The organism is Bradyrhizobium sp., from assembly GCF_030646015.1.
Lineage (GTDB): Bacteria > Pseudomonadota > Alphaproteobacteria > Rhizobiales > Xanthobacteraceae > Bradyrhizobium.
In genome coordinates, this window is the sequence record NZ_JAUSLT010000036.1 from 22,166 (window position 1) to 45,971 (window position 23,806).

A 23,806-nucleotide genomic window follows, 5' to 3' on the forward strand; every position below is an offset into this window, starting at 1 on the left:
CAAAAAACGGTTCAATCGGCCTCCGGAAACCGGGACCGCCACCAAACCGCCACGTCCCGGAGGGATCGATATGGTGTGAATGGCGTTAGCCCCCCGGGGATCCGCATATTCCCCTCCCCAGCGTTGCCCAACGACTTGTTGACAATCCGGCCCCCCACCAGAAAAGGTGCTGGGAACCCGCGATAAACCCCGCTCGAACAGAACAAGGCATCATGAATCCCGTCAAAGCACTCGAAAACCACGGCCAGGCGGTCTGGCTGGATTTCCTGGCCCGCGGCTTCGTCGCCAAGGGCGACCTGAAGCAGCTGATCGACACTGACGGCGTCAAGGGCGTCACCTCCAATCCGTCGATCTTCGAGAAGGCGATCGGCAGTTCGGATGAATATGACGGCGCGATCGGCAGCGCCCTGAAAAAGGGCGATCGCCCGGTTGCCGAGCTGTTCGAGCATCTGGCGATCGAGGACATCCGGAACGCGGCGGACGTGCTGCGCCCGGTCTATGACCAGCTGAGGGGCGAGGACGGTTTTGTCAGCCTGGAGGTCTCGCCCTATCTGGCGATGGACACCAAGGGCACCATCGCCGAGGCCGAGCGGCTGTGGAAGGACGTCGGCCGCAACAACCTGATGGTCAAGGTGCCGGCGACGCCGGAAGGCCTGCCGGCGATCCAGCACCTGATCGGCAAGGGCATCAGCATCAACATCACGCTGCTGTTCTCGCAGAAAGTCTATGTGCAGGTCGCCGAGGCCTATCTCGCGGGCCTGGAAAAACTCGTCAAGAGCGGCGGCGATCCCTCACGCGTCGCCAGCGTCGCCTCTTTCTTCGTCAGCCGCATCGACAGCGCGGTCGACAAGGAGCTCGATGAGAAGATCGCGCGCGCCAACGACCCGACCGAGAAGGCGCGCTTGGGCGCGCTCAAGGGCAAGGTCGCCATCGCCAATGCCAAGATGGCCTACCAGGATTACAAGCGGCTGTTTTCCGGCGCGCGCTGGGACAAGCTTGCCGCCAAGGGCGCCAAACCGCAGCGGCTGCTGTGGGCCTCGACCGGCACAAAGAACAAGGACTACAGCGATGTGCTCTATGTCGAGGAGCTGATCGGTCCCAACACCATCAACACCGTGCCGCCGGCGACGCTCGACGCCTTCCGCGACCACGGTACGCCGCGCGACAGCCTCGAGGAGAACATCGAGGATGCACGGCGCGTGCTGTCGGAACTCGAGAAGTCCGGCATCTCGCTCGATGCCATCGCCGCCGAACTGGTCAGGGACGGTGTCAGGCTGTTCGCCGACGCCGCCGACAAGCTCTACGGCGCGGTCGCGCACAAGCGCGCCAGCGTGCTCGGCGCAGGCATCGACCGCCAGCAGCTGAAGCTGGGCAGCACCATCGCCAAGGCGGTCGAGAAGGCCACGGAGGAATGGCGCGCGTCCGCAAAAATCCGCCGGCTGTGGCAGCACGACAAATCGGTCTGGAGCGGGAGCGACGAGCACAAATGGCTGGGCTGGCTCAACAGCGCCGAGGCCGCCGACATCGCCGATTATGAGGATTATGCGCAGCGCGTGAAGGGCCAAAACTTCACCGACGCCGTGGTGCTCGGCATGGGCGGATCGAGTCTCGGTCCGGAAGTGCTGGCAGAAACATTCGCGAAGCAGCCCGGCTTCCCGAAACTGCATGTGTTGGACTCGACCGATCCCGCGCAGGTCCGCACCCTGCAGGCCTCGGTCAACCTCGCCAACACCGTTTTCATCGTCTCCAGCAAATCCGGCGGCACCAGCGAGCCCAACGCGATGAAGGATTACTTTTTCGCACGCGTGTCGGAGACCATCGGCGCCGACAAGGCCGGCCACCGCTTCATCGCGGTGACCGATCCCGGCTCGTCGCTGGAGAAGGTCGCGACCAGACAAGGCTTTGCCCGCATCTTCCATGGCGATCCCAGCATCGGCGGACGCTACTCCGTGCTGTCGCCGTTCGGACTGGTGCCGGCGGCAACCGCGGGCATCGATGTCCGCACCCTGATCCAGCATACGCTCGCCATGGTTCGCTCCTGCGGACCGGACGTGCCGCCGCACGAAAATCCTGGCGTGCAGCTTGGCCTGGCCTTGGGGCTGGCCGGGCTCGAAGGCCGCGACAAGGTGACCATCCTCTCATCCGCAAAGGTCGCCGATTTCGGCGCCTGGGCCGAGCAGCTGATCGCGGAATCCACCGGCAAGGAAGGCAAGGGCCTGATCCCGATCGACGGCGAGCCGCTCGGCGATCCCGCGCTCTACGGCAAGGATCGGTTCTTCATCGACATCCGCACCGAAGGCGAGGACGACGCCGCGCATGACGCGAAGCTGTCAGCACTGGAAACCGCGGGGCATCCGGTGGTCCGCATCGTCATGAAATCGATCCACCATATCGGCCAGGAATTCTTCCGGTTCGAGATGGCGACGGCGGTGGCGGGCGCCGTGCTCGGCATCAATCCGTTCAACCAGCCCGACGTCGAGGACGCCAAGATCAAGACCCGCGAGCTGACCACCGCGTTCGAGAAGACCGGCAAACTGCCCGCGGAAAAGCCGGTCATCTCCACCGCCGGGGCCGATCTCTACACCGACGACAGGAATGCCGCCGACCTGCGCAAGGCCGGTGCCGATGGCGATCTCGGCTCCTGGCTGAAAGCCCATCTCGCCCGCGCCGGCGCGGACGATTATGTCGCGCTGCTGGCCTATATCGAGCGCGATTCCGCCCATATCGACAGCCTGCAGGCGATGCGGCTCGCGGTTCGCGACAAACGCCATGTCGCGACCTGCGCCGAATTCGGCCCGCGCTTCCTGCATTCCACCGGGCAGGCCTACAAGGGCGGCCCCGACAGCGGCGTCTTCCTGCAGATTACCGCCGATGACGACAAGGATCTGGCGGTGCCCGGCCAGAAGGCCAGCTTCGGCGTGATCAAGGCGGCGCAGGCCCGCGGCGATTTCGATGTGCTGACCGAGCGCGGCCGTCGTGCGCTGCGCGTGCATCTCAAGGGCGATCTCGCATCGGGACTGAAGCTGCTCGATGCCGCGATCACCGAGGCCTTGAATTAGGGTATTCCACATGCAGCTCGGAATGATCGGCCTGGGGCGGATGGGCGGCAACATCGTCCGCCGGCTGATGAAGCACGGCCATTCGGCGGTCGTTTATGACAAGGATCCCAAGGCCGTTGCCGCGCTCGCGGCCGAGGGAGCAACGGGCGGCAACTCGCTACAGGATTTTGTCTCCAGACTGGAGCGGCCGCGCACCGCCTGGGTGATGCTGCCCGCGGGCGGGATCACCGAGGCGACCATCGACGAACTGACAAAGTGGATGGAGAGCGGCGACGTCATCATCGACGGCGGCAACTCGTTCTGGCAGGACGACGTCCGCCGCGGCAAAGCGCTGAAGGAGCGCGGCCTCCATTATGTCGATGTCGGCACCTCGGGCGGCGTCTGGGGCATCGAGCGCGGTTATTGCATGATGATCGGCGGCGACAAGGCGGTGGTCGACCGCCTCGACCCGATCTTTGCGAGCCTGGCGCCGGGCATCGGCGACATTCCGCGCACCGACGGGCGCGAAGGACGCGATATCAGAATCGAGCAGGGCTATATTCACGCCGGCCCCGTCGGATCAGGGCATTTCGTCAAGATGATCCATAACGGCATCGAATACGGCCTGATGCAGGCCTATGCCGAGGGCTTCGACATCCTGCGCAATGCCAATATCGACGCGCTGCCCGCCGAGCATCGATTCGATCTTGATATCGCCGACATCGCCGAGGTCTGGCGGCGCGGCAGCGTGATCCCGTCATGGCTGCTCGACCTCACGGCTTCGGCGTTGGCGAAAAATCCAACGCTGGAGAGCTATTCGGGATATGTCGATGATTCCGGCGAGGGCCGCTGGACCGTCAACGCCGCCATCGACGAGGCGGTCCCGGCGGAGGTGCTGACCGCGGCCCTGTTCGCGCGGTTTCGCTCGCGCAAGGAGCATACCTTCGCCGAGAAAATTCTTTCCGCGATGCGCGACGGCTTTGGCGGCCACAAGGAACCGCAGCAACATCCGGGTCCGGTGCAGCAGAACGCGCCCGACATCGTCAAGCCGAAGGCGTAACCGCCGATGCCTTCAGATCAGCCGGCGCAGAAAAGGCCCGAACCCTGTTGCTTCGTGATCTTCGGCGCCACCGGCGATCTCGCCCACCGGCTGGTGATCCCGGCGCTGTATAATCTGGCGGCCACCGGACTGTTGCCCGACAAATTCTGCGTGGTCGGCATCACCCGCAAGACGATGTCGAACGACGCGTTGCGCGACAGCCTGATGAAGGGCCTCCGCGAATTCGCCACCCGCCCGGTGGAAGATGAAACCGCCGAGCGTCTCCTCAATTGCGTCACCTGCATCGCCGCCGATCCCGGCGATCCGGCCTCGTTCGACCGCATGGAGGCGCAGCTCGACGAACTCGAGACTATCAGGCAGACCGGCGGCAACCGCCTGTTCTATCTGGCGACGCCGCCCGATGCGTTTGCGCCGATCGCCCGCGAACTCGGGCGAACCGGCATGTTGAGCCAGCCGAACGGCACGTGGCGGCGGCTGGTGATTGAAAAGCCGTTCGGCACCGATCTGGCCTCGGCCAAGGCGCTGAACGCCGAACTGCTCGGCATTGTCGACGAACACCAGATCTACCGGATCGACCATTATCTCGGCAAGGAGACGGTGCAGAACATCCTGGTGCTGCGCTTTGCCAACGGCATGTTCGAGCCGATCTGGAATCGCAATCACATCGACCATGTGCAGATCACGGTCGACGAAAAGCTCGACGTCGGCCATCGCGGCGGCTTCTACGATTCGACCGGCGCCCTGCGCGACATGGTGCCGAACCATCTGTTCCAGCTGCTGTCGCTGGTCGCGATGGAGCCGCCGATCCGGTTCGATGCGCATTCGGTGCGCGCCGAGAAGGCCGACGTGCTGGCGGCGATCCAGGTTCCGAGCGAGAGCGAGGCCCTGCGGAATTCCGTGCGCGGCCAGTACCGGGCCGGCAGGGTCGACGGTGTCGAGATTGGGGACTATCGCAGCACCGCGGAAGTCGATCCCGACAGCACCACCGAAACCTATGTGGCGCTGAAGCTCACCATCGACAACTGGCGCTGGGCGGGCGTTCCCTTCTACCTGCGCACCGGCAAGGCGCTCGGCGTCAAACGCACCGAAGTGGCGATCAAGTTCAAGCAGGCGCCGTTTGCGATGTTCAGCTGCACGCCGGTGGAGACGCTGGCGCAGAACTACCTCGTGATCGGCGTGGCGCCGACCGAGGGCATCGCCCTGCAATTCAACACCAAGGTGCCGGGTCCCTCGATCCGGATCGACGGCGTCGAGATGAAATTCCGCTACAAGGACTACTTCAAGGCGGAGCCGAGCACCGGCTACGAGACCCTGATCTATGACTGCATGATCGGCGACAACATCCTGTTTCAGCGCGCCGACAGCGTGGAAGCCGGCTGGAAGGCGGTGCAGCCGTTCCTGGATGCCTGGAAGAAGGCCGGCGCCGACGGCCTGCTCGGCTATGAGGCCGGCAGCGAAGGTCCCGCCGAGGCCAACACGCTGCTGACGCGTGACGGCCGCAGCTGGCGGAAGCTCGCATAGATGATGCCCTGCGCGCTGATCGTGATGGGCGTATCCGGCTCCGGCAAGAGCACCATCGGCGAAGCGCTGGCCGAACGCCTGGGCCGGACTTTCGAGGATGGCGACAGGTTTCATCCCCCCGCCAACGTTGCCAAGATGAGCGCCGGCCATGCCCTGACCGATAGGGATCGCTGGCCCTGGCTGCAGGCGATTGCCGATGAGATCGACCGGGTCTGCCAGGCTGGCGGAAGCGTGGTGATCGCCTGTTCCGCGCTGAAGCGGGCCTATCGCGAGGTGCTCGTACATGGCCGTGACGACGTCAGGATCGTCTTCCTCGACGGCACACAGGATCTGGTCGCCGGCCGCCTTGCCGCGCGCAAGGGTCATTTCATGCCGCCCGGTCTGCTGGCCAGTCAGTTCCAAACGCTGGAGCCGCCGGCCGGCAACGAAAATCCCGTCACCGTATCGATCGACGCCCCGATTGAGGCCATCGTCGATGACATCGTGCGCCAGCTCAGGCTTGGCGCCGAAGGCGATTCTGCCAGCAGGAAACGCCCATGAGCCGTATCGCCCTCGTTGTCTCCGATGTCGATGGCACCCTGGTGACCAGGGAGAAGATCCTGACCGATGCCGCGAGGGGCGCGGTCCGCCGGCTCGGCGATGCCGGTATCGGCTTCACCGTCGTCTCCAGCCGTCCGACCGTCGGGATGCGGTTTCTGATCGAGCCGCTGGCGATCACGCTGCCGGTCGGGTCGTTCAACGGCAGCTCCATCGTCGACTCGCAGATGAACCCGATCGAGCAGCACCTGATCCCGGCGGCCACGGCGCAAATCAGCCTCGACGTGTTGAACGAGTTCGGCGTCGATATCTGGCTGTTCACCACCAACCTCTGGCTCACCCGCAACGGCGACGGCGAGTATGTCCCGAACGAAATGCGCGCAATCCGGGCGGAGCCGACCGTCGTGGCGGATTTTTGGCCTTACCTGACCGCCGCCTGCAAGATCGTCGGCGCCAGCAGCGACGCGGCGTTGTTGCGGCGCTGTGAAGCTACGTTGCAGGAGACCCTGGGCGGGCGGGCCACCGCGGTGCGGTCGCAAAGCTACTATCTCGATGTCACCCCACCGGGCTGCGACAAGGGCACCTTCGTTCAGGCCATGGCGAAGCGCCAGGGTATTTCGACCGACGCGGTCGCCACCATCGGCGATATGGAAAACGATCTGGCGATGTTCAGAACGAGCGGCCTCTCGTTCGCGATGGGCAACGCCGCCGACGACATCAAGAACATGGCGACGCATGTCACGGCCTCGAACGCGGACGAGGGCTTTGCGAAGGCGATTGAGACGATCCTGAGGAGTAATGAAAAGAGCTGAGCGATGGCGATAGTTGCACAATGCCTCGCGCCACTCTCTCAACATGTCGTCCCGGCGTTCGCCGGGACGACGAGAGTTAATTGCCCGGCTCGCGATCAGACCGCGCTGCGACGTCCGGCGACGAGGCTGTAGACGAACAGCACGATGATGGCGCCGACCACGGCCCCGATCAGGCCCGCCCCCTCGCCGGGCCCATACCATCCGAGGGCTTGCCCCAGATAGCCCGCGACGAAAGCGCCGACGATTCCGAGGATGGTGGTGAGAATGAACCCTGATGGCTCGTTATCGCCCGGCATGAGGAACTTGGCGATCACGCCGGCGACAAAACCAATGATGATGGTCCACAAGATACTCATCTCGATACTTCCTTCCTGATTGAGGTGGCGACAGTGCGTTGGTGTTAATCGTTGGGTAGCCGGCCGCCGGGCGTGTATTTGTCCACGGCAGCCGGAAGCTCGCGGGAAAGCCGCGCCAGAATCTCGTCCTGCGAAAGGCCGGTCTGCTGCTCCAGGGCGGCCAGAACGTCGGGCCCGATCGCCTGCTTCAGTTGCGGGGGCGCGACTTCCTTGTTCGGACCGTTGTTGACCCAGGATTCGGCGGTCTCGCCCTGGCCGTTCTGCTTGAACTTCTCGAGCAACTCGCCGATGCCGCCGTTCAGCAGGCCACCGACTCCGGCGCCGCCCAGCATGCCGCCGAGGTTGCCCAGCAGGCCACCCAGCGGAGAATCCGGGGCGCCGCCGCCGGGTGCCTTGTTGGCTCCGGCCCCCTTGAGCATCTCCGCCAGCTTGTCCCGGTTCTGGTACCCGGCGATCGCAAGCAGTCCCAGCAACGCAGTCATTGAGGGCAATCCGCGCTTCATCTTCGTCTCCCATGCGATTGTCGTCGGCAACGCTCCCGGTTCCATTCGGTTCCAAACCAATATGTCGAAAACAACCCCATGCACAGAAACATGGGTGTTGATGCATCAGCGTTTTTTGGCGCCGGCCGGCTCGTCCACGAACGCCACCGGCGTTCCCTTTTTGACACTGGCGCCGAGCAGGCCGACGTCCCAATTGGTCAGCCGAACGCAGCCGTGGGATTCGGCTTTGCTGATCTTGGAAGGATGGGACGTGCCATGAATGCCAAATCCTTCCGCTGACAGCCCGATCCAGTACGAGCCCGCCGGGTTGTTCGGCCCCGGCTTGATCGTGAATGCCTTGGTGGATTTCACGCCCTTGAATTTGTAGTCGGGATTGTAGCGGTAGTTCGGATTGGCATCGGCGGAGACGACCTTGAGGCTACCCGTCGGCGTCGGCTTCTCTTCGCTGCCGACCGTCGCCGGAAAGAACGCCACGAGGCCGCCCGCGGCATCGAATGCCTTGACCGTTTGACCTGTCTTGTCGACCTCAATACGGCCGATCGCCAGCCTGGCCGGCTTGTTCAGCACGTTGGCCACGAAAATGGCTTCGCCGGCCTTGTCAAATTTCTTGCCGGGGTTGAGCGCGGCGAGCAGGTCCTCGCTCATATGGAATTTCTCCGCAATGGCCTCGCGCGGACTGGTATAGCCGAGCGCCTTGAGGCTTTTCATGTCGTCCATTTTCGCCGGCAGCTTTTCCAGGAATGGTCCCTTCACATCCTTGTCCGAGATTTTGTACTCGACGATCGCGGCGTCTTCGCCGGTCCCGGCAAGCGCCTTCCATATCTCCGGGTTAGGCAATTTGTCGGAGGCGAGGCCTTTCGCCTCGGCGAAGGCCTTCAGGGCTTTCTGGGCATTTTCACCGAGCTTGCCGTCGATCTCGCCGGGCGAAAACCTGATACGGTCGAGCAGCACCTGGATCTTGACGACAGCGGCATCGATCCGGTCATCGGCGGCACGCCTGGCGGAATACTCGGCGCCGTTGATGGCCGCAGCGTCAAGGCTGGCGGCAGCGGCCGGGGCCAACAGCCAGCCCGACAGGATGGTGGCGAGGAACAGGCGGATCAATCCGGTAACCTCCAGCAAGGGATCGGATGATCAAGCAGTCTGGAGCTTGCGGGTTCCGCGGCCGTCGGCGGTTTTGGCGTCGTTCTTCGGGAACCGGGAGGCGACGATCCGCCCAGTCTTCCGAGCGTGGCGTCAGCAGATCGAACTAATCGTATTCTAATATGCTCATAGACGGTGGTTTTGATCTGGGTCAACGTGAGCCCGTCACCCGTGTTTATCAGGCGCATGTTTTGGCTGCACTGACCAAGCCGCCGGCTCGTCGTCTTTGTCTGCTTTGGCCGCCGCCGCCGTCGCCTGCACCTTGCCGGGCTTGTGATGGGCGGGCGCATAGATCGTATAGACCTGCATCGGAGTCGTGCCTATATTGGTGATGTTGTGCCAAGTCCCCGCCGGAACGAGCACACACCAGCCGTTCGAGACTTCCTTTTCAAAAGTCAGTTTGTCTTTCGCGGCTCCCATCTGCACGCGGCCATGGCCAGCGTCGAGGCGCAGGAACTGATCCGTCTCTGGATGTGCTTCAAGGCCGATATCTCCGCCGACGGGGATCGACATCAGCGTCACTTGCAGGTAGCGCCCGCTCCAGGCGACGGAGCGATAATCTGTGTTTTCCTTCGTCGCGTGTTCAATGTCGAACGATTGTGGCTTTGGGCCAATGTCATTGATCGTCATTCCTGCCTCCATTCTGACCGCAGCACGATAATGCGCGAGCCGAGCGCGTTGATAGCAGGGCTTTGCGGCGAAGCCATTGCGGCAGATCAAGGGAGCCAAAGGGCGAATGACCGCTTCGGGTCATTCTCGCCGTTCTAATCCCTTGCCAACCACTTCCGGTCTTGCCCAGGGAACGGACATCGTCAGACCGGCCCGGTTGGTCCGGTTCGTGCCAACAAGAGACATCTCACCGACCCATTCAATGACCTCATCAGCGCCTACGAGGAGGGACGGCGGGATCGTGGGGCATCAGGCCGGCTGTAACGTTTCAGCTTCTTACGCGATTGCGACCGCATTCCTTGGCGCGGTACAATGCACGGTCAGCGCGGAGCAGCGCGCTATCCATAGCTTGATCGGTGCTGTCAATCGACGCCACACCAATGCTCGCTGTCACCGGTAAAGCTTTTCCGTTGCTGAAGATCGAAAGCTGTTCTATTGCCGAGCGCAGCTTTTCTGCAGCCAGTATCGCGCCCCATTCGTCGGTGCGGGGGAGCAGACAAACGAACTCTTCACCGCCCCATCTAATAAACAGATCACAGCTACGGAAAACTAGCTTACCGAGCGCAGCAACGCGACGGAGGACCTCATCGCCTGCTGCATGGCCGTAGGTATCGTTGATAGTTTTGAAGTGGTCCAGATCGACCATCAGCAACGAAGACGGTTCTCCGAATTGCAGAAAGCGGTCCATATCAAGTTTGGCAAACTCATCGAAAAACCGACGATTTGGCAGTCCCGTCAGCTGATCCGTCGAAGCCAATCTTGCGTAGTCCATTTCGGCGAGTTTTCGGTCAGTAATGTTCATATGAGAGACGACCGCGCCGATGTTGTTGTGCTCGATAGAGGGAGACCTGCGCCGCAAGGGACTCACCCGCGCAAGAAACCACCGGATCTCTTTCGCGGAATGGCACGGGTATTCGATCTGGAAGAACTCTCGTTCACCGCGGAGCACGGCACGCAATCCGTTGGCAAAGTCTAGTGCTTCTTCCGAACCAGGTCCGATTGAATGCCGGCAGACATTAAGATAGCTAACGCCAATATGATCACGAACTTGGCCAGGAGAGTTCTCGGCGGTAAATTGCTTCCAGGCGCGGTTTACGGCAAAGATCACGCCCTCCGGATCAACAACGCAGATTTGGGACGTCAGAGCGTCGATGACAGCAACTGCGATGTCGCCTTCAACAAGGGTGGAGCTCATTTGATATCCTGATGGCAGGCTTTGCAGCATTTCTGCTACCGTGTGTTGTTCGTGGCGCTGAGGCCCGTGCCCGGCAAATATTCCGATGAACTTTGGGCTCAGCAACTTTTCGAGTAGTTAACCAACGCTCGGGACCCGAGATTCAGTTGCAGTCGCCGGTTAAAACGGGGATCGCAGTTAACATTGTGTGCGATTGGAATTCACCTTGAGGTAAACAAAGATAGCGCGCGTGATAGTGAACAATCTTCGGCGAAGGACAGTTTGTTCAAAAATCGTGGGTTTAGGGAGCACCAATTGATCGATAGCCGAAATCGTCCTGATCAGGATGTGAGGGGGCACGGTTCCCACTATTTTGAAAACGTAAGAGGCCCGACTGATCCTGCATGATCGGACGTTAGATTTGTTCGTCCAAGGCCTCGGCGCCCTGCGAAACGGAGCGTCTGATGGTTGAGGTCGGCCAAATGAAAGGACCGCCCATGAGGCGGCCTTCCATTTTCAGCTGGGTTTCAGTTCGCGATCTAGGCTGCTTTCCTGAGCCGTTCGGTTGGCGAGGCAATGCCATTCGATGGCTACGTCCGCCCATGCACATTTAGCCTCGTATTCCTTGGCCTCGCGACCACGCTTTTCACAATCTAAAGCCTTGAGACGGTACTTCTCAGAAATCTTCATTTACTGATCGCCTTGATTGGCGGGAGCCCAACACTCTCTGTCACCGGTAACTGCCCAAAAATTGCGGTGATACAGAACCAACACTCTCGGTTGCGACGCGTTCCGCAAAAGTGAGCAATATTGCTCACCGCAGTATTACTACCGGTTGGAACATTCAAAACAGGCCACTGCTGCGCAAATCCAACTAGGCCATTAGGCCATTACTCGGGGGAACAGGCCAATAACCACGAGAGGTAGGAACATATCGTGACTTTGGAGCATTTCAAGAACACGGCGGTTCGTTGGTCCGAAGTCCGGTGTGGGTCAATCTCGACCAAATTGGTCGGGGCCATGTCCGGGTTACCCCCGGTAGCGACCGGATCGCGGACATCCCGGTTGGCAGCTTTGTGCCAAACTCGGAAGTCTCCCCGCCGTTATCGGTTACGAGAGATAAAGCACCACAGAGCTGTAACCCGGACGAGCGAAGATTCACCGCGCTCAAACGGGCTACTCGCTGTTCGTGGTTTGCGCCGGGGAGGCGCTTACTTTTTAAACCTCGCTTGGATATCGACCAGGCCAGCTTCGTAGACGCCGCTCAGGGCATCAAGCGCATCCTTTTCCTTGCCGGAATCCGGCGTGTAGGTGCCGGTCCAGGTCACGACGGAAACGCCGTCACCTTTTGCCGTGACCTTGATCGTGGATTTGTAATTTGTGACCGGCAACGGGCTCGATACGAAGGCGTAGGAATAGCTGTATTCCTTCTCGTTGCGCGCGGTCTGCGTCTCCACGAACGACGCCTTGCCGTCCTTGGTGACTAGCGTCCGGGTCGGCGGGGACTTGCCGTCTTCGATGCACATGCCGACTGGCGGCAGCCAGTCCTTGATGGCGCAGAACGAACCGATCACGGACCACACCGCCGAGGGCGCGGCGTTGACCTCGATGCTGCGGGTCAGGTTGGCGGCGGAAGCGGGCATTGTGCCGAAACCCAGGACGACGGTGCAAAGCGCCACGAAACGGACCAATGTCGTGATCCTGTGTGCTGTGTTATTCATGGGGTATTCCCTTCATTTTGAGAGCAGCCGGTATGCGATCCTGCGATGGCCGGCGGAATGCCGGCGCGCGAGACAACACGTGTCGTGCAGGCGAGCTCCTGCTCGCGATCGGTTGAATATTGATTCCGGCGATGGGCGGCCAGTTCAGGAAATGAACCCAGACCGATACAGAATCTGAACTAGGCCCCCCCCTCGTTTTAGCTTTAAGTTCCCTATCTTGCCTGTCACGGAGGAACGCATGACCATTGGCAGCTATAAACAGTTCTGCCCGGTCGCGATGGCCGCAGAAATATTGTGCACGCGCTGGACCGTGGTGCTGCTCCGCGAACTCATCGCCGGTTCGACGCGCTTCAACGAGCTTCGCCGTGGCGTGCCTCGGATGTCGCCGGCATTGCTATCGCGGCGGCTAAAAGAGCTCGAGGTGGCCGGCATCGTGACACGTGAATCGGGCTCGGAACGTGGTGTCTTCGAATATCAACTGACCGCGGCCGGACGCGAACTCGGGCCGATCGTCGAGGCCTTCGGCCTTTGGGGCCAGCGCCGCATCGATTCGCATTTGTCGCTGCAGCATCTCGACGTCCAGCTGCTGATGTGGGACATGCGGCGCAATCTGAACACGACGCCGATGCCGAAGCAGCGCAGCGTGGTGCAGTTCAGTTATCCTGAGCTGCCACCGACGCAAAGGTCGTGGTGGCTGATCGTCGATCCCAAGGAAAGCGTCGATCTCTGCTCGATTGATCCGGGCTTCGACGTCGATCTGTATGTATCGGTCGATCTGCGGACCATGACGGCAATCTGGATGGGACTCGATACCGTTCGCGCCGCAATCGCCAACCGTCGCATGATGCTGACCGGCAACCGGCAGCTCGCCACGGCCATGCAGAGCTGGCTTGGTCTCAGTCCCTTTGCGAAAGAGCAAAAGCTCGCAAGCTGAGGCGTGACCCCTCGGCCAGTTCAGTCTCTGTATCGGCCCGCTTCACTTCCTGAACTGGCGCGCCGCGACGCACTTCTGGCAAGCCGGGATCAGGCCTCCTATTCAGGCGGAGGCTGATATCGAACCAGGAGCGACACGACATGACCGCGTTTTTGATCGCAGACATCAAGGTAACAGACGACAAATGGATGCCGGATTACGCTGCCTCCGTTCACGATCTCGTGCACAAGCATGGCGGCAAATATCTGTCGCGCAGCGGCAATGTGAAGACATTGGAAGGCGCGCCGCTGGATACGTCGCTGATCGCGATCATGGCTTTCCCATCGGCAAAAGCAGCGGAATCCTTCATTACCGATCCCGCCTACATCCGCTATGCCGCAGCTCGCCGGAGCGGCAGCGAAAGCCGCTTTCAACTGATCGACGATACCGACTTAGCCGGAACAATTCCGTATCTCGCCAAAGCCTGAACGATGCTCGGGAACGGATTTGAATTGTCAACATATCAGAGAATAGCGAGCCATCCGGCATAAAGCGAAAGTTCCCCGAGTAACTTCCGGTTCCAGCCTTCCCCGACTGGGGCCGGTGCATTTTCTAGCTTGGGCGAAACGCCATCATGTCCGGTTTGGGTCAAAACTACCCTGACAGCGCCTTCGGCCCATGTCCGGTTTACCCCCGATAGCGACCGAATTGCGGACATCGCCCGAGGTCCGGTTCGTGCCAATAGGCGACATGGTTCGCTATTCGATCACCTCGTCTGCGCGAGCGAGAAGCGTTGGCGGGATCGTCAAACCGAGGGCCTTGGCAGTTCTGTTGTTTAAGACCAGTTCGAACCGGGTCGCCTGCAACACCGGCAAGTCGGCGGGCCTCTCGCCCTTGAGAATGCGCCCAGCGTAGAGGCCAGCTTGGCGATGAGCATCGACAAAACTGGGCCCGTAGCTCAACAGACCGCCCGCCAAGGCATATTCGCGCAAGGAAAAGATTGTCGGAAGACCGTGGCGCGCAGCCAGTGCGACCACTTGATTACGCCGATTGGAAAACATGGGGTCGGGGACGACTAACAGAGCAGTGGCTTGATGTTGGACAAGATTCGCGAAAGCCGCATCGAAATCCCGTTCGTGTTTGGCTTGAACGACGTGAATTTGCCGCCCAAGCGAAAGCGCCGCCGCCTGCAACTCTTTTGTGTCGGACATGGCGTTAGGATTGTTCGGATTCACAAGGATGCCGATCACAACAGTTGTCGGTACCAACTCACATAACAATTCCAGCCGCTTCGCAATCAACGTATTGAGCAGAGAACTCACGCCCGTCACGTTTCCGCCGGGAAGATTGAGACTGGCGACGAGGCCAATCTTTACCGGGTCAGCGCCAATCACGAACACGACGGGTGTCGTCGGGCTCGCCGCCTTGGCCGCGAACGCGGCAGCGCTGGTTGCGGATGCAAGGATCACCGATACTCGTCGGTCGACCAACTGAACCGCCATTGCTGGCAAGCGATCAAGCTGGTCCTCCGCCCAGCGATACTCGACAGCAACGTTTCGACCTCCGACGTAGCCGGTTTCACCGAGCCCGTGCAGAAATCCAGCCACATAAGTCGCGTGTGCTGTAGGTGATGCCGGGCTAAGAAATCCTATCACGGGATATGCCGGTTGCTGCGCGCGCGCCGCAAATGGCCACGCCGCCGCTGTGCCGGCAACCAAACTGATAAACTCCCGTCGCCTCATGTCGCCCCAAAAACAGGTCAAGGTCGCGGTCGGAAACTACCCTAATAAAAGGGGCTCGGACATAGGAAATGCAGAGCCAAGGGCGACCCGCGCCTATTTCCGCTTTGGGTCAAACTCAGACCTGAGCCCGCCAGCGCGGCACGTCCGGTCTGCCCTTAGGACCAGACATCGCCCTGCCACCCGCTCAGGTCCGAAAAGTGCCAAACCCGGAAGTGATCAGAATCGAGGAGCCGCGTTATCTAAGCGACCGTGGTCCATTTCCGCCAGTGTGAAGGACGCACTTCAACCCGCTCTTTGGTTTTGGCCTTGGCCCATCCGTATGCAATGCGACGGCATGGGAATATCAGAGCATGTGCGCCGTCCTTATCGATGAAGGCGAGTTCAAGATCACAGTCGAAAGGCGCCTTAGATATATCTTCCCATATTTGATCGGACGGTTGCGCCTTCAGACCAAATAGAACGTCGAATGTGAAGGCTTTGGGACAAAAATCGCGGAAGTCTTTACCGGCTAATCCTTTTGCCACTTCCTGTACGCATCGCTTCTTTTCGCTACAGGTAATGCACGCCCGTCGCAGATCGCCGATGATCTGAGGGTCAGTATTCGCAAGAACATTCGGATCAACGTGCAGTGCGGCAAGCATTTTCTTTAGCAAATCAGCAGCGTCGTGTCCTTTTTGCGCAAGCTCACTAAGTACGCTTGGGGTGAGCCCAAGGTCACTTGCCACACGCTTCACTTCGTCTGGACCGCACTGCCCGAGTTCATCTTGGAGACCGAAAATATGGCGAAATTTGCTTACCCAATTGGCAATGCCATTAGAGACAATCTCTAGCAAAGGGGTACTCGGAGGATGGCTTTCAGGCATGGCCCGATCCATTGGGAAAATGATTCCTATGCTGTAACACCCGCCATAAGTGAATTTGCGTTAGATCAAAGAACCGGCATTGCGGCTTACAAAGTCCGCATCGGGTCAATCTCTACCGAATCGGGCCTTTCGGGCCATGTCCGCTTTACCCCCGGTAGCGACCGGATGGCGGACATCCCCGATTGGCAGCTTCGTGCCTACAAACGACGTGCGCTACTTTGCAAGGTAGCGGCGATCTGCGTACGGAAAACCATTCAGCTGGCAGTCTCTAGATTCATCGTAATGATAGTAGGCACGCACTTCGGCAATTCGGCCCTCCGGGATAACGTACCATTCGGTTCCTCGAAATATCAGCCGGTCGCCGGTTGATGGCTGCGTGTAAGCGCAACTCCATTCACTGACTACCTCGTTGCCGCCTGCAAGTGTGTGGTCAATTTTCCAAGTTGGTTGATACATTTGTTTGAATTTCCGCCAATATCTGGCCAAGTGGTCGGACCCTCTGATGGGTCGATGGACCTGGGGCAGGAAATAGTGAACTACGTCGTGCGCCAAGGTGCTTTTCAAGTGCTCGATGTCGCCTGTATTGCAGCCATCAAAGTACTTGAGAACCAATTTGACATTCGCCTCCGGTGACATATCGATCTCCGCATCGGACAAGGCTGCAGCATCCGTAACTCAGTCTGGCATGCCGCTCGATTGTCAGGCTACTCGCACCACCGCTCCGGGTCAAAAGCCGCCGTGGCGGCCCCAAATGGGACGTCCGGTATACCCCCAGAAGCGGACGCAACTCGGACATCGCCGGAGGTCCGGTTCGTGCCAATTTCGGAAGTGAACCGTTTCGCGTGGTTCCGCCGGAACACCTAATTGCCCTGGAGTGGCCACGAGTTGCGCGTCATCGATATTCAGACAGCGCATTCGCTTAAGCTTCTCAATTCGGTGACACCGATGCCAACTGTGATGGTCCGCGCGACCACGATCCTCGGCGAGTTCGAGCACGTTCAGGCCGAACTTGTCGGCACGGCCGTGATGCTCACCGATGGCAGGGCGGGGACAGTGGAAAGGGTTTGGCTTGATGAATTGCACGGCCTGCGAATTTCAATCAGGGGCCACGATGGCAAGTGGCCTATCTCCACGGTGAAGTTGGTGGAGACCCGCTGAAATCGGACCTCGGTGAGCGTCTGAGCGCATGTCCGCTTTCCCTTCGATGGCGACCAAACTGCGGACATTGCGGAGGGTCCGGTTCGTGCCAACAGGCGATACTCAGGAGTGGACATCGTCAGGCGACCTTGGCTGGTCCGAAAAGTGCCAACAGCGGGCGTCCGCGACAGCTGGCAAGTCTCAATCGTAGAAATCCGGCGCCATCGTCAGGCTGTCGCGCTGCAATGTAGATCGTGACTGCGCTACTTCAGCGTTCAAAGTTCTGATTGCTGAAGGGAGACGCCTTGGGTACCTGGATGCGGATATACCCAACTTGACCCGCCTGGTGGCAGCTGTTGCATCCGGCGGTCAGTTCATCAAATGCCTTGACGTAGAGTGCGTGGTCTTTTTTGTTCGCCGCTTCCATCAAGCGTCTCAGAGGCTGGGCTACGAGCGTGATGTTATCAATTGGAAGACTCCGGTAAAATCCACTCGCGACATAGAAATCCTTTTCGAGCTTCTGAGCTTCATAGTTGAGCAAATCCCAGTTCTTTGCCTTTCCGATGGACCACAACTTGATATGGCGCAGCTGAATGTTCGCCATAATGTTGGCAAGCGTCGCCACAGCCGGTTCGGAGGGAAATGGAGGTGTGGCAAATGGCACATCTTCAGCAGCCATTGCTGGCGCAAGTATCAAGGTCAAGATCAAAAAAGCTGCCGGGAAACGCTTCACTGCCAACCTCTTTGCCCTGCTGATAGTAACTTTCAAATCCGCAACATGGATCAGCGGCAGGTCGATGCGTGACTGGCGCGAATTCGGAAGGCTTACTTCCGCATCAGGTGCTTGGTCGGCGTCACCGTGCTGGCGGGCACAGCCTCCGAGATCGAGAACGTCAGCCAGGTGTTCCAGCCGGATGCCCGGTTGGCGGCGTCGAACTCGCCATATCCCTTCAGGCCGAGAAACGCATGGTTGGCTCCGATCGGAAAAATATATCCGATCTGCGGACCTATGCCGAGAACGCGGGAGCGGAAGCCGCCGAGGGCTGCCGGCTGTCCAAAATCGTCGGTGATCTGCTGGTAGGCGTAGCCGGCGAAGCCAACAAAGACCTGCTTCGACAGGAACTGCGACACGCCCCAATCGAAATGGAAATCGATGCCGCTTTGATACTGCGTATCGGGATTCTTGAAATTGTAGGTCAAGCCGCCGACGCCCGAGAATTCCGTGCCGGTCGCCAGATTCAGATAGGTGTAACCGCCGCCGAAGTCGATGGCGCCGTGACCGAGACCGATATTGGAGAGCCGGCCCGCTTGGTAGTCACCGACCGGAACGGCGCCCGTGCCGTAAACCATATAGTTGTGGACGCCGCTGTTCCATTTCAGCTTCAGGGTCGGATAGAGGTCGCCGTAGGAGACGAGCGCGTCTTCGAGGAAACCGTTGCGCGTGGTCACGATCGGCCCCGCCCCCGTCGTCAGTGTGCCGGCGAGGCTCGCGGAATTTCGGCCATAGACGCTGGCCAGCGTCGCCGACAACTGGCCGCCGAGCACCGGCGTCGCGAAAGTATAGGTCGGCGCGATCAGCATCAGATCAGCCTGGCCGCGCAAGGCGACGTTCAGATCGATGTTGACGGTCGGAGAAAATCGTCCGATCTGGAATTCTCGTGACGCAGCAGCCCCGCCTGACGCACCCACGCTGGCATGGTAGTAGATTGCGGCGATCGACCAGCCGGGCGTCGCCGGCGTTGCGGCAAGGCTGCCGTAGAGGCCTGGCAGCCAGAACGAAATGCCGCTTTCGTCGGCGCGCGCCGTTTGCGGAGAAAACAAAGCAAGCGCGGTGAAAGCGAGAGCACCGGTCAGCCGGGGCCCGGTCAAAATGCTGCTTTTCATGGTCCTCGCCTTTCAGCTTTCTTGTAGTCTCGGTTAGTCTCGTTGGTTTTGCAACATCCGAGTGCTCAATCGGATAGTCCCTGCTTCAACACCGCTTTGCGATGCCGCACATGATGAAAAAAGCTATTGCTGAAGTTCAATTTCTCCGGGTCGCCAGGTCTTGTCGAACCATGGCTGTGTCGGACCATAAAGGCGCAACAGGGTGTTCCAGCTCGTACCGGGGACCGTCTGCACCCAGTTCTTTTCCTGGCCCGCGGGAGCCTTTGGGCCGAAGAAGACGTCCACCGAACTGTCGGCGTTGACCTTGAGGCCCTCGGTTTGGCTACCGACCGTCGGGAATTGCTGGTCAGTCTGGATCATCGAGCGTGTCTGATTGTCGTAGAGGATGACCGACCAGAAATTCTTGATCGGAATATTCGGCGGCAAATTCAGCTTGTACGACTTTCCCCCGTCAAGCGCATCGCCCTTCGAGTCGACGAAGGCTGCCATGTATTGCGAGCCTTCGCCAACGGACCTTGAATCCATCGCTGGCGTTACTCCGGTTGCATAGAAGAAAAAGCCCGAGTAGCCGTTCAACTGACGGGCGCCTTTTTCCTCAAACTTGTAGCCGCCGATAAAACCAAGCCGCCAATTGCTCTTGCTGTCGGGATAATAATAGCCGTCGGATCCTCGCCACTTGTACATTGTGGCGCGCGCCGTGGCATCGCCGACGACGGCGGCTTCGGTCAGTATCTTCTTCATGCGGTCGTCGGGCGCGAACGGCTTGCCCTTCGCGATTCCAATTGAGGCCCAGAAGCCGAGGGTCGTGGCGTCAACGCTGTCAGTGGGTTCGTCCTGCACGACCTTGGCGAGAAGCTCCCAGAACCGATAGTCCGCCGGCCCGACCATGTTGAACGGCTTGCCGGACATGTTGACGAAATTGAGTTTCGGCGGATTGGCCGCCTGCTTGAGCGGGTAGATCTTCGTGAATTTCTTGACGGCATCCACGCCCGGCTTCGGATCGCCATTGACCAGGAAGCTGCGCCAGGCCGTCCAGACGCTGAACGAGTTCGGACGAATGATGAAGTAACCTTTCGGCACCTCACCCTTGTAGCCGGGCGGCAAGAAAAGGTATTTCCCGCCTTTTCCTCGATCCGGACCTGTGAGGCCTATGTCACCGTTCCAATTATACCACATGTCATCGGCCAGCCCGAGCACCTTGGGAGGAGCTTCGACGACGATGGGTCCGCCATGGAGGTCCAGCCAAAACCAGGTGTAGGGCGTGTTGTTGTTGGCAGTGAGCTCCGTGGTGCGGGAATCGACCAAAGTCTCCCAGATCGGCACGGTCGTGTTCGCGGGGCCGATTTTCAGAATGTTGTCGCGGTTGGCGACCTGGTTCACCACCGGCAGCGCCAGCAGATAGGCCTGGACTCCGCGCTGGAAGTCGAGATTGTCATACAGCTTGTCGACGGTCGCCGCGTCGGGAAAACCGCCGAAGAAATTCAGGGTCCCAAGGCGCGTTTCCACCTTGTCGGGAATAGCAACACCCGGGGGGACGGGCGTTTGCATTTTGTATTGCTGTGCATTCGCAGCAAATGCCGATAGCGCCATGAAGGAAAGTGCAGAGACCGCTACTCTAACTGGTTTCATCGTATTCTTGCCTTTTCAAAAGCCTGGCAACTCGCGGTGCAATGAAGGCGCGGCGCAAATCCTGTCACTTATGCGCCGCAAGTCTTCTCAATCGGACAGACCCTTCTTCAGCAACGCCGCCTTGCGGCCCTGAACAGCTTCCTCGCTGTCGGCCTTCTTCATTTCCTTCAACTCGATCGTCACCTGACCGATCTTGCCGGTGAACTTGAACGGCACCTTGTAGGCCTCGGTGACCGGAGTGCCCTCGTCGGCGCCGACATCGGCGCCTTCGTCGGCTGAGAAGCCGCAGCATTGGGTTTGCTCGATCCGTCCGGTGGCAACACTCTTGCCGTTGACGAGGATCGTACCAACGCCGCCCTTGCCGATGCCGCCGCCGTCATAGGCGAACTCGAAACGGATCGTGGCCTTTCCGGCAGCCAGCGCCTGCTTTGCAGCGATTGTAAACCGCTGCAAACCAAGAAAATTGTAGGTGTATGTGGGCTTGCCATCCTTCAGGTACAGGCTCCAGCCCCCGAACCTGCCGGCCTGGGCAAGAATAGCTCCGCTTGCTCCGGCCTTCGGAACTTCAATATCGGCTGTGATCGCATGCGAACGATTCTTCGTATTGATGAAGACATTCTCGGACATCCCGATCATGCCCTCGTGAACCGTCAGCGAGGTACGGCCGGCCATCAGGTCGGGCCGTCCGACCATGGCTGGATTCAGTCGCTCCAAAGTCCGGTCATCGAGCGGCAATACCGAATACTTGACGGCTTCCTTGAGAAAGAGCTCCTGGAGCTCCTTCAGTTTGTCGGGGTTCTTCGCAGCCAGATCGTTCGTCAGGCTGAAGTCAGAGCGCGTATCGTATAACTCCCAGATATCCTGCTCGAGCGGCCTGCGATTCTTGGTTTCCCAGGCGGCCCGATGAATCGTGCCGGCCAACCAGCCATCATTGTAGATCGCACGGTTGCCGAAGATTTCGAAGTACTGCGTCGTATGCGTGCTCGGCGCCTTGGCATTGGCAAAGCTGTAGGCCATGCTCACGCCCTCGATAGGAGTTTGGGTCGTTCCATTCACGCTCTTCGGCTCGGGCACCTTCGCGGCTTCGAGGATCGTCGGTGCGATATCGATGACGTGGTGCCACTGCGAGCGCACTTCGCCCTTCGCCGCAATGCCCTTGGGCCAATGGACCACCATACCGTTGCGGGTGCCGCCATAGCTCGAGGCGACCTGCTTGGTCCAGGCAAAGGGCGTATCGCCTGCGACCGCCCACCCGGCAGCGTAATGGCTGTACGTCATCGGGCTGCCGAGTTCATCGTAATGCTTGAGGATGTCCTGAACGGTCTCCTGCACACCGTTGAAGTAGGTCATCTCGTTGAACAGGCCGTTCATGCCGCCTTCGGCGCTCGCCCCGTTGTCGCCGACGATATAGAATACCAGTGTGTTGTCGAGTTGCCCGGTCGCCTTGACAGCGTCGATCAAGCGGCCAATCTCGGTGTCGGTGTACTCGCCAAACCCGGCAAAGACTTCCATCTGGCGCGCAAACAGCTTCTTCTCGTCAGGGCTCAGCGCCGCCCAATCCTTGATGGCTTCGGGCTTCGGCGCAAGCTTCGTGCCGGCAGGCACGACGCCCAGCTTGATCTGGCGCGCCAACGTCTCCTCTCGCAGCTTGTCCCAGCCCTGGTCGAACTTGCCCTTGTATTTGGCGATCCATTGCTTCGGCACATGGTGCGGCGCGTGAGTGGCGCCCGGCGCAAAGTACATGAAGAACGGCTTATCCGGCGTCAGCGACTTCTGGTACTGCATCCAGCCGATCGCCTTGTTCGTCATGTCCGTCATGAAATGATAGTTGGGATCTTTCGACGGCTCGACCTGTGTCATGCCGTCGTAGATCAGCGGCGCCCACTGGTTGGTTTCGCCGCCCATGAAACCGTAGAACTTGTCGAAGCCCTGTCGGGTCGGCCAGCGGTCGGTCGGACCGGACGGACTGACTTCCCACGCCGCGGTCTCATGGTTCTTGCCGAAATGGGCGGTGCTGTAGCCATTCAGCCTCAGCATCTCCGCGACCGTGGCTACGCTGTTGGGGCGCTGTCCGGTCTGCCCCGGGAAGGTCGTTGCAGTTTCCGCAATCGAACCGAAATTGTTCATGTGATGGTTACGGCCACTCAGCAGCGCCGATCGGGTCGGCGAACAAAGCGCCGTGGTATGAAATTCGTTGTAACGGAGACCTTCGTTGGCCAGACGATCCACGGTCGGCATCTTGATCGGTCCGCCGAATGCGCTGGATTGACCGAAGCCCATGTCGTCGATCAGCACGATGAGCACGTTCGGCGCTGCCGCCGGTGCTTTCACTTCAAAGCGGGGTGGCGGCGTCGCATTGCGCGCATCGAATACGGTACTATGCGGATATTGCGGCTCAGGGATCGGCAGTACCGAGCGATCGGTGGGAAGCACTACTCCCGGGGAAGCGGCCTGTTGCGCGTTCGCCGGAATTGCCAGCAGTGCGACCAGGGACATTGCGGCGACCGCCGTCATCGTAGATCTCATATCACCAACCTCCGGGAAAATGAACGACAGCAAATGAAAGTCTGTCTGCTGGAAATGCAGGGACGCGCACTCGCGCATCCCTCAAATCGGTGCCAGCGGTCAAAAAAAGCCGGATCAGCGCCGACCGACGCGATTGACCGGGCCGCCGCGATTCATCGGCGTTCCCCGCACACCAACGCCGGGGGTCACTACGGCGCGCGCAACCGGACGTGGCCGCAGCACGACCCCCGGTCTGACGACGCATCCGACGGGATATGAGACGTACTGGCAGTAGACCACCGCACTGGCCTTTTCAGTGCTTGCGGTGACGAAGCCGGCTACCAGCCCGGTGGTCAGCAGTGCCGACAATGCAATCGATAGCCTCATCCTGGCGTCCTCCATTGTTAAGATTCCCAGTATGACGAGGTTAGGCGATCCGCAAATTGAGACAGATCAAGCCACTTGAGCGCGCGATTAACGCGCAATGCCACTTGAGTTCCGCCCAATGATCCGCAGCATTATTCGTTCGGTTCGACGGAAGCGCCTGTATGTCATCTGCTTGCTTCCACTTGACACGATCCCGGTGTAGCCGATGATGG

23 protein-coding genes are annotated in these 23,806 nt (G+C 60.0%); 8 read left to right on the plus strand and 15 right to left on the minus strand.

All coding sequences use genetic code 11. The features are described 5' to 3' along the window. Positions 1 to 212 precede the first annotated feature (212 nt). The 5 genes from Q7T45_RS04850 to Q7T45_RS04870 are packed head-to-tail and all read left to right on the plus strand — an operon-like array spanning position 213 to position 6,968. Complete coding sequence (locus Q7T45_RS04850; RefSeq protein WP_304868260.1) at positions 213 to 3,059, plus strand: bifunctional transaldolase/phosoglucose isomerase; 2,847 nt, start codon at positions 213 to 215, stop codon at positions 3,057 to 3,059. Between the two features lie 10 nt (positions 3,060 to 3,069). Continuing rightward, positions 3,070 to 4,098 (plus strand): phosphogluconate dehydrogenase (NAD(+)-dependent, decarboxylating), encoded by a 1,029-nt coding sequence (gnd, locus tag Q7T45_RS04855; protein ID WP_304868262.1) that lies wholly within the window; start codon positions 3,070 to 3,072, stop codon positions 4,096 to 4,098. 6 nt (positions 4,099 to 4,104) lie between these two features. Beyond that, a complete protein-coding gene (gene zwf / locus Q7T45_RS04860; protein WP_304868264.1) occupies positions 4,105 to 5,619 on the plus strand; it encodes a glucose-6-phosphate dehydrogenase in 1,515 nt (504 codons plus the stop codon). Next, a complete protein-coding gene (locus tag Q7T45_RS04865) occupies positions 5,620 to 6,159 on the plus strand; it encodes a gluconokinase (protein ID WP_304868266.1) in 540 nt (179 codons plus the stop codon). Next, complete coding sequence (locus Q7T45_RS04870) at positions 6,156 to 6,968, plus strand: Cof-type HAD-IIB family hydrolase (protein WP_304868268.1); 813 nt, start codon at positions 6,156 to 6,158, stop codon at positions 6,966 to 6,968. Before Q7T45_RS04865 ends, Q7T45_RS04870 begins: the two co-directional genes overlap by 4 nt. A 95-nt stretch (positions 6,969 to 7,063) precedes the next feature. Here the strand turns inward: Q7T45_RS04870 and Q7T45_RS04875 are convergent, their stop codons facing one another. From Q7T45_RS04875 to Q7T45_RS04905, 7 genes are all read right to left on the minus strand, one after another. Continuing rightward, positions 7,064 to 7,324 (minus strand): GlsB/YeaQ/YmgE family stress response membrane protein, encoded by a 261-nt coding sequence (locus tag Q7T45_RS04875; RefSeq protein WP_304868270.1) that lies wholly within the window; start codon positions 7,322 to 7,324, stop codon positions 7,064 to 7,066. Between the two features lie 44 nt (positions 7,325 to 7,368). After that, a complete protein-coding gene (locus Q7T45_RS04880) occupies positions 7,369 to 7,827 on the minus strand; it encodes a YidB family protein (protein WP_304868272.1) in 459 nt (152 codons plus the stop codon). A 105-nt stretch (positions 7,828 to 7,932) separates the two neighbouring features. Next, positions 7,933 to 8,931, minus strand: a complete 999-nt coding sequence (locus Q7T45_RS04885) for a L,D-transpeptidase (RefSeq protein ID WP_304868274.1) — start codon at positions 8,929 to 8,931, stop codon at positions 7,933 to 7,935. A gap of 204 nt (positions 8,932 to 9,135) precedes the next feature. Next, entirely contained in the window at positions 9,136 to 9,600 is a 465-nt protein-coding gene (locus Q7T45_RS04890; protein ID WP_304868276.1) for a cupin domain-containing protein, read from the minus strand. A 307-nt stretch (positions 9,601 to 9,907) separates the two neighbouring features. Continuing rightward, the gene (locus tag Q7T45_RS04895; protein ID WP_304868278.1) at positions 9,908 to 10,834 is read right to left on the minus strand and encodes a sensor domain-containing diguanylate cyclase; all 927 of its coding nucleotides are present in this window, start codon (positions 10,832 to 10,834) and stop codon (positions 9,908 to 9,910) included. Positions 10,835 to 11,329: 495 nt separating this feature from the next. Continuing rightward, on the minus strand, positions 11,330 to 11,503 hold the full coding sequence (locus tag Q7T45_RS04900; protein WP_304868280.1) for a hypothetical protein: 174 nt from the start codon (positions 11,501 to 11,503) through the stop codon (positions 11,330 to 11,332). Positions 11,504 to 12,024: 521 nt separating this feature from the next. Further along, positions 12,025 to 12,534 (minus strand): SRPBCC family protein, encoded by a 510-nt coding sequence (locus Q7T45_RS04905; RefSeq protein ID WP_304868282.1) that lies wholly within the window; start codon positions 12,532 to 12,534, stop codon positions 12,025 to 12,027. Between the two features lie 238 nt (positions 12,535 to 12,772). On the opposite strand from Q7T45_RS04905, the gene Q7T45_RS04910 reads away from it, so the two are divergent. Together Q7T45_RS04910 and Q7T45_RS04915 are read left to right on the plus strand one after the other, a co-directional pair. Further along, positions 12,773 to 13,468, plus strand: a complete 696-nt coding sequence (locus tag Q7T45_RS04910) for a helix-turn-helix domain-containing protein (protein WP_304868284.1) — start codon at positions 12,773 to 12,775, stop codon at positions 13,466 to 13,468. 140 nt (positions 13,469 to 13,608) lie between these two features. Next, positions 13,609 to 13,935, plus strand: coding sequence for a DUF1330 domain-containing protein (locus tag Q7T45_RS04915; RefSeq protein ID WP_304868286.1), 327 nt, complete (start codon positions 13,609 to 13,611; stop codon positions 13,933 to 13,935). Between the two features lie 270 nt (positions 13,936 to 14,205). Here the strand turns inward: Q7T45_RS04915 and Q7T45_RS04920 are convergent, their stop codons facing one another. From Q7T45_RS04920 to Q7T45_RS04930, 3 genes are all read right to left on the minus strand, one after another. Further along, positions 14,206 to 15,189: an ABC transporter substrate-binding protein gene (locus Q7T45_RS04920; RefSeq protein ID WP_304868447.1), complete on the minus strand. Its 984-nt coding sequence runs from the start codon at positions 15,187 to 15,189 to the stop codon at positions 14,206 to 14,208. A 239-nt stretch (positions 15,190 to 15,428) separates the two neighbouring features. Next, positions 15,429 to 16,052, minus strand: coding sequence for a hypothetical protein (locus Q7T45_RS29010; protein ID WP_370691210.1), 624 nt, complete (start codon positions 16,050 to 16,052; stop codon positions 15,429 to 15,431). A 213-nt stretch (positions 16,053 to 16,265) separates the two neighbouring features. Next, positions 16,266 to 16,709, minus strand: a complete 444-nt coding sequence (locus Q7T45_RS04930; RefSeq protein WP_304868288.1) for a nuclear transport factor 2 family protein — start codon at positions 16,707 to 16,709, stop codon at positions 16,266 to 16,268. A 288-nt stretch (positions 16,710 to 16,997) separates the two neighbouring features. Between Q7T45_RS04930 and Q7T45_RS04935 the strand changes: the two genes are divergently transcribed. Next, entirely contained in the window at positions 16,998 to 17,210 is a 213-nt protein-coding gene (locus tag Q7T45_RS04935) for a PRC-barrel domain containing protein (protein WP_304868452.1), read from the plus strand. A gap of 247 nt (positions 17,211 to 17,457) precedes the next feature. Here the strand turns inward: Q7T45_RS04935 and Q7T45_RS04940 are convergent, their stop codons facing one another. The 5 genes from Q7T45_RS04940 to Q7T45_RS04960 form a co-directional block, all read right to left on the minus strand. Next, positions 17,458 to 17,922 (minus strand): hypothetical protein, encoded by a 465-nt coding sequence (locus Q7T45_RS04940; protein WP_304868290.1) that lies wholly within the window; start codon positions 17,920 to 17,922, stop codon positions 17,458 to 17,460. Between the two features lie 92 nt (positions 17,923 to 18,014). After that, positions 18,015 to 19,073, minus strand: a complete 1,059-nt coding sequence (locus Q7T45_RS04945) for a transporter (protein ID WP_304868292.1) — start codon at positions 19,071 to 19,073, stop codon at positions 18,015 to 18,017. Between the two features lie 123 nt (positions 19,074 to 19,196). Beyond that, positions 19,197 to 20,702 carry a DUF1254 domain-containing protein gene (locus Q7T45_RS04950; protein ID WP_304868294.1) on the minus strand — a complete coding sequence of 502 codons (1,506 nt, stop codon included), beginning with the start codon at positions 20,700 to 20,702 and terminating at the stop codon, positions 19,197 to 19,199. A gap of 87 nt (positions 20,703 to 20,789) precedes the next feature. Further along, entirely contained in the window at positions 20,790 to 23,216 is a 2,427-nt protein-coding gene (locus Q7T45_RS04955; RefSeq protein WP_304868296.1) for an arylsulfatase, read from the minus strand. 126 nt (positions 23,217 to 23,342) lie between these two features. Continuing rightward, complete coding sequence (locus Q7T45_RS04960) at positions 23,343 to 23,594, minus strand: hypothetical protein (RefSeq protein ID WP_304868298.1); 252 nt, start codon at positions 23,592 to 23,594, stop codon at positions 23,343 to 23,345. Between the last annotated feature and the right edge of the window lie 212 nt (positions 23,595 to 23,806).

Bases quoted from the DNA above. Each gene is read 5' to 3' on its own strand.
- Q7T45_RS04875 (WP_304868270.1), bottom strand. From the start codon at position 7,324: ATGAGTATCTTGTGGACCATCATCATTGGTTTTGTCGCCGGCGTGATC.
- Q7T45_RS04880 (WP_304868272.1), bottom strand. From the start codon at position 7,827: ATGAAGCGCGGATTGCCCTCAATGACTGCGTTGCTGGGACTGCTTGCG.
- Q7T45_RS04865 (WP_304868266.1), top strand. From the start codon at position 5,620: ATGATGCCCTGCGCGCTGATCGTGATGGGCGTATCCGGCTCCGGCAAG.
- Q7T45_RS04910 (WP_304868284.1), top strand. From the start codon at position 12,773: ATGACCATTGGCAGCTATAAACAGTTCTGCCCGGTCGCGATGGCCGCA.
- Q7T45_RS04945 (WP_304868292.1), bottom strand. From the start codon at position 19,073: ATGAAAAGCAGCATTTTGACCGGGCCCCGGCTGACCGGTGCTCTCGCT.
- Q7T45_RS04920 (WP_304868447.1), bottom strand. From the start codon at position 15,189: ATGAGGCGACGGGAGTTTATCAGTTTGGTTGCCGGCACAGCGGCGGCG.
- Q7T45_RS04850 (WP_304868260.1), top strand. From the start codon at position 213: ATGAATCCCGTCAAAGCACTCGAAAACCACGGCCAGGCGGTCTGGCTG.
- Q7T45_RS04915 (WP_304868286.1), top strand. From the start codon at position 13,609: ATGACCGCGTTTTTGATCGCAGACATCAAGGTAACAGACGACAAATGG.
- Q7T45_RS04895 (WP_304868278.1), bottom strand. From the start codon at position 10,834: ATGAGCTCCACCCTTGTTGAAGGCGACATCGCAGTTGCTGTCATCGAC.
- Q7T45_RS04955 (WP_304868296.1), bottom strand. From the start codon at position 23,216: ATGACGGCGGTCGCCGCAATGTCCCTGGTCGCACTGCTGGCAATTCCG.
- Q7T45_RS04905 (WP_304868282.1), bottom strand. From the start codon at position 12,534: ATGAATAACACAGCACACAGGATCACGACATTGGTCCGTTTCGTGGCG.
- Q7T45_RS04890 (WP_304868276.1), bottom strand. From the start codon at position 9,600: ATGACGATCAATGACATTGGCCCAAAGCCACAATCGTTCGACATTGAA.
- Q7T45_RS04935 (WP_304868452.1), top strand. From the start codon at position 16,998: ATGCCAACTGTGATGGTCCGCGCGACCACGATCCTCGGCGAGTTCGAG.
- Q7T45_RS04960 (WP_304868298.1), bottom strand. From the start codon at position 23,594: ATGAGGCTATCGATTGCATTGTCGGCACTGCTGACCACCGGGCTGGTA.
- gnd (WP_304868262.1), top strand. From the start codon at position 3,070: ATGCAGCTCGGAATGATCGGCCTGGGGCGGATGGGCGGCAACATCGTC.
- Q7T45_RS29010 (WP_370691210.1), bottom strand. From the start codon at position 16,052: ATGCCTGAAAGCCATCCTCCGAGTACCCCTTTGCTAGAGATTGTCTCT.
- Q7T45_RS04900 (WP_304868280.1), bottom strand. From the start codon at position 11,503: ATGAAGATTTCTGAGAAGTACCGTCTCAAGGCTTTAGATTGTGAAAAG.
- Q7T45_RS04870 (WP_304868268.1), top strand. From the start codon at position 6,156: ATGAGCCGTATCGCCCTCGTTGTCTCCGATGTCGATGGCACCCTGGTG.
- Q7T45_RS04950 (WP_304868294.1), bottom strand. From the start codon at position 20,702: ATGAAACCAGTTAGAGTAGCGGTCTCTGCACTTTCCTTCATGGCGCTA.
- zwf (WP_304868264.1), top strand. From the start codon at position 4,105: ATGCCTTCAGATCAGCCGGCGCAGAAAAGGCCCGAACCCTGTTGCTTC.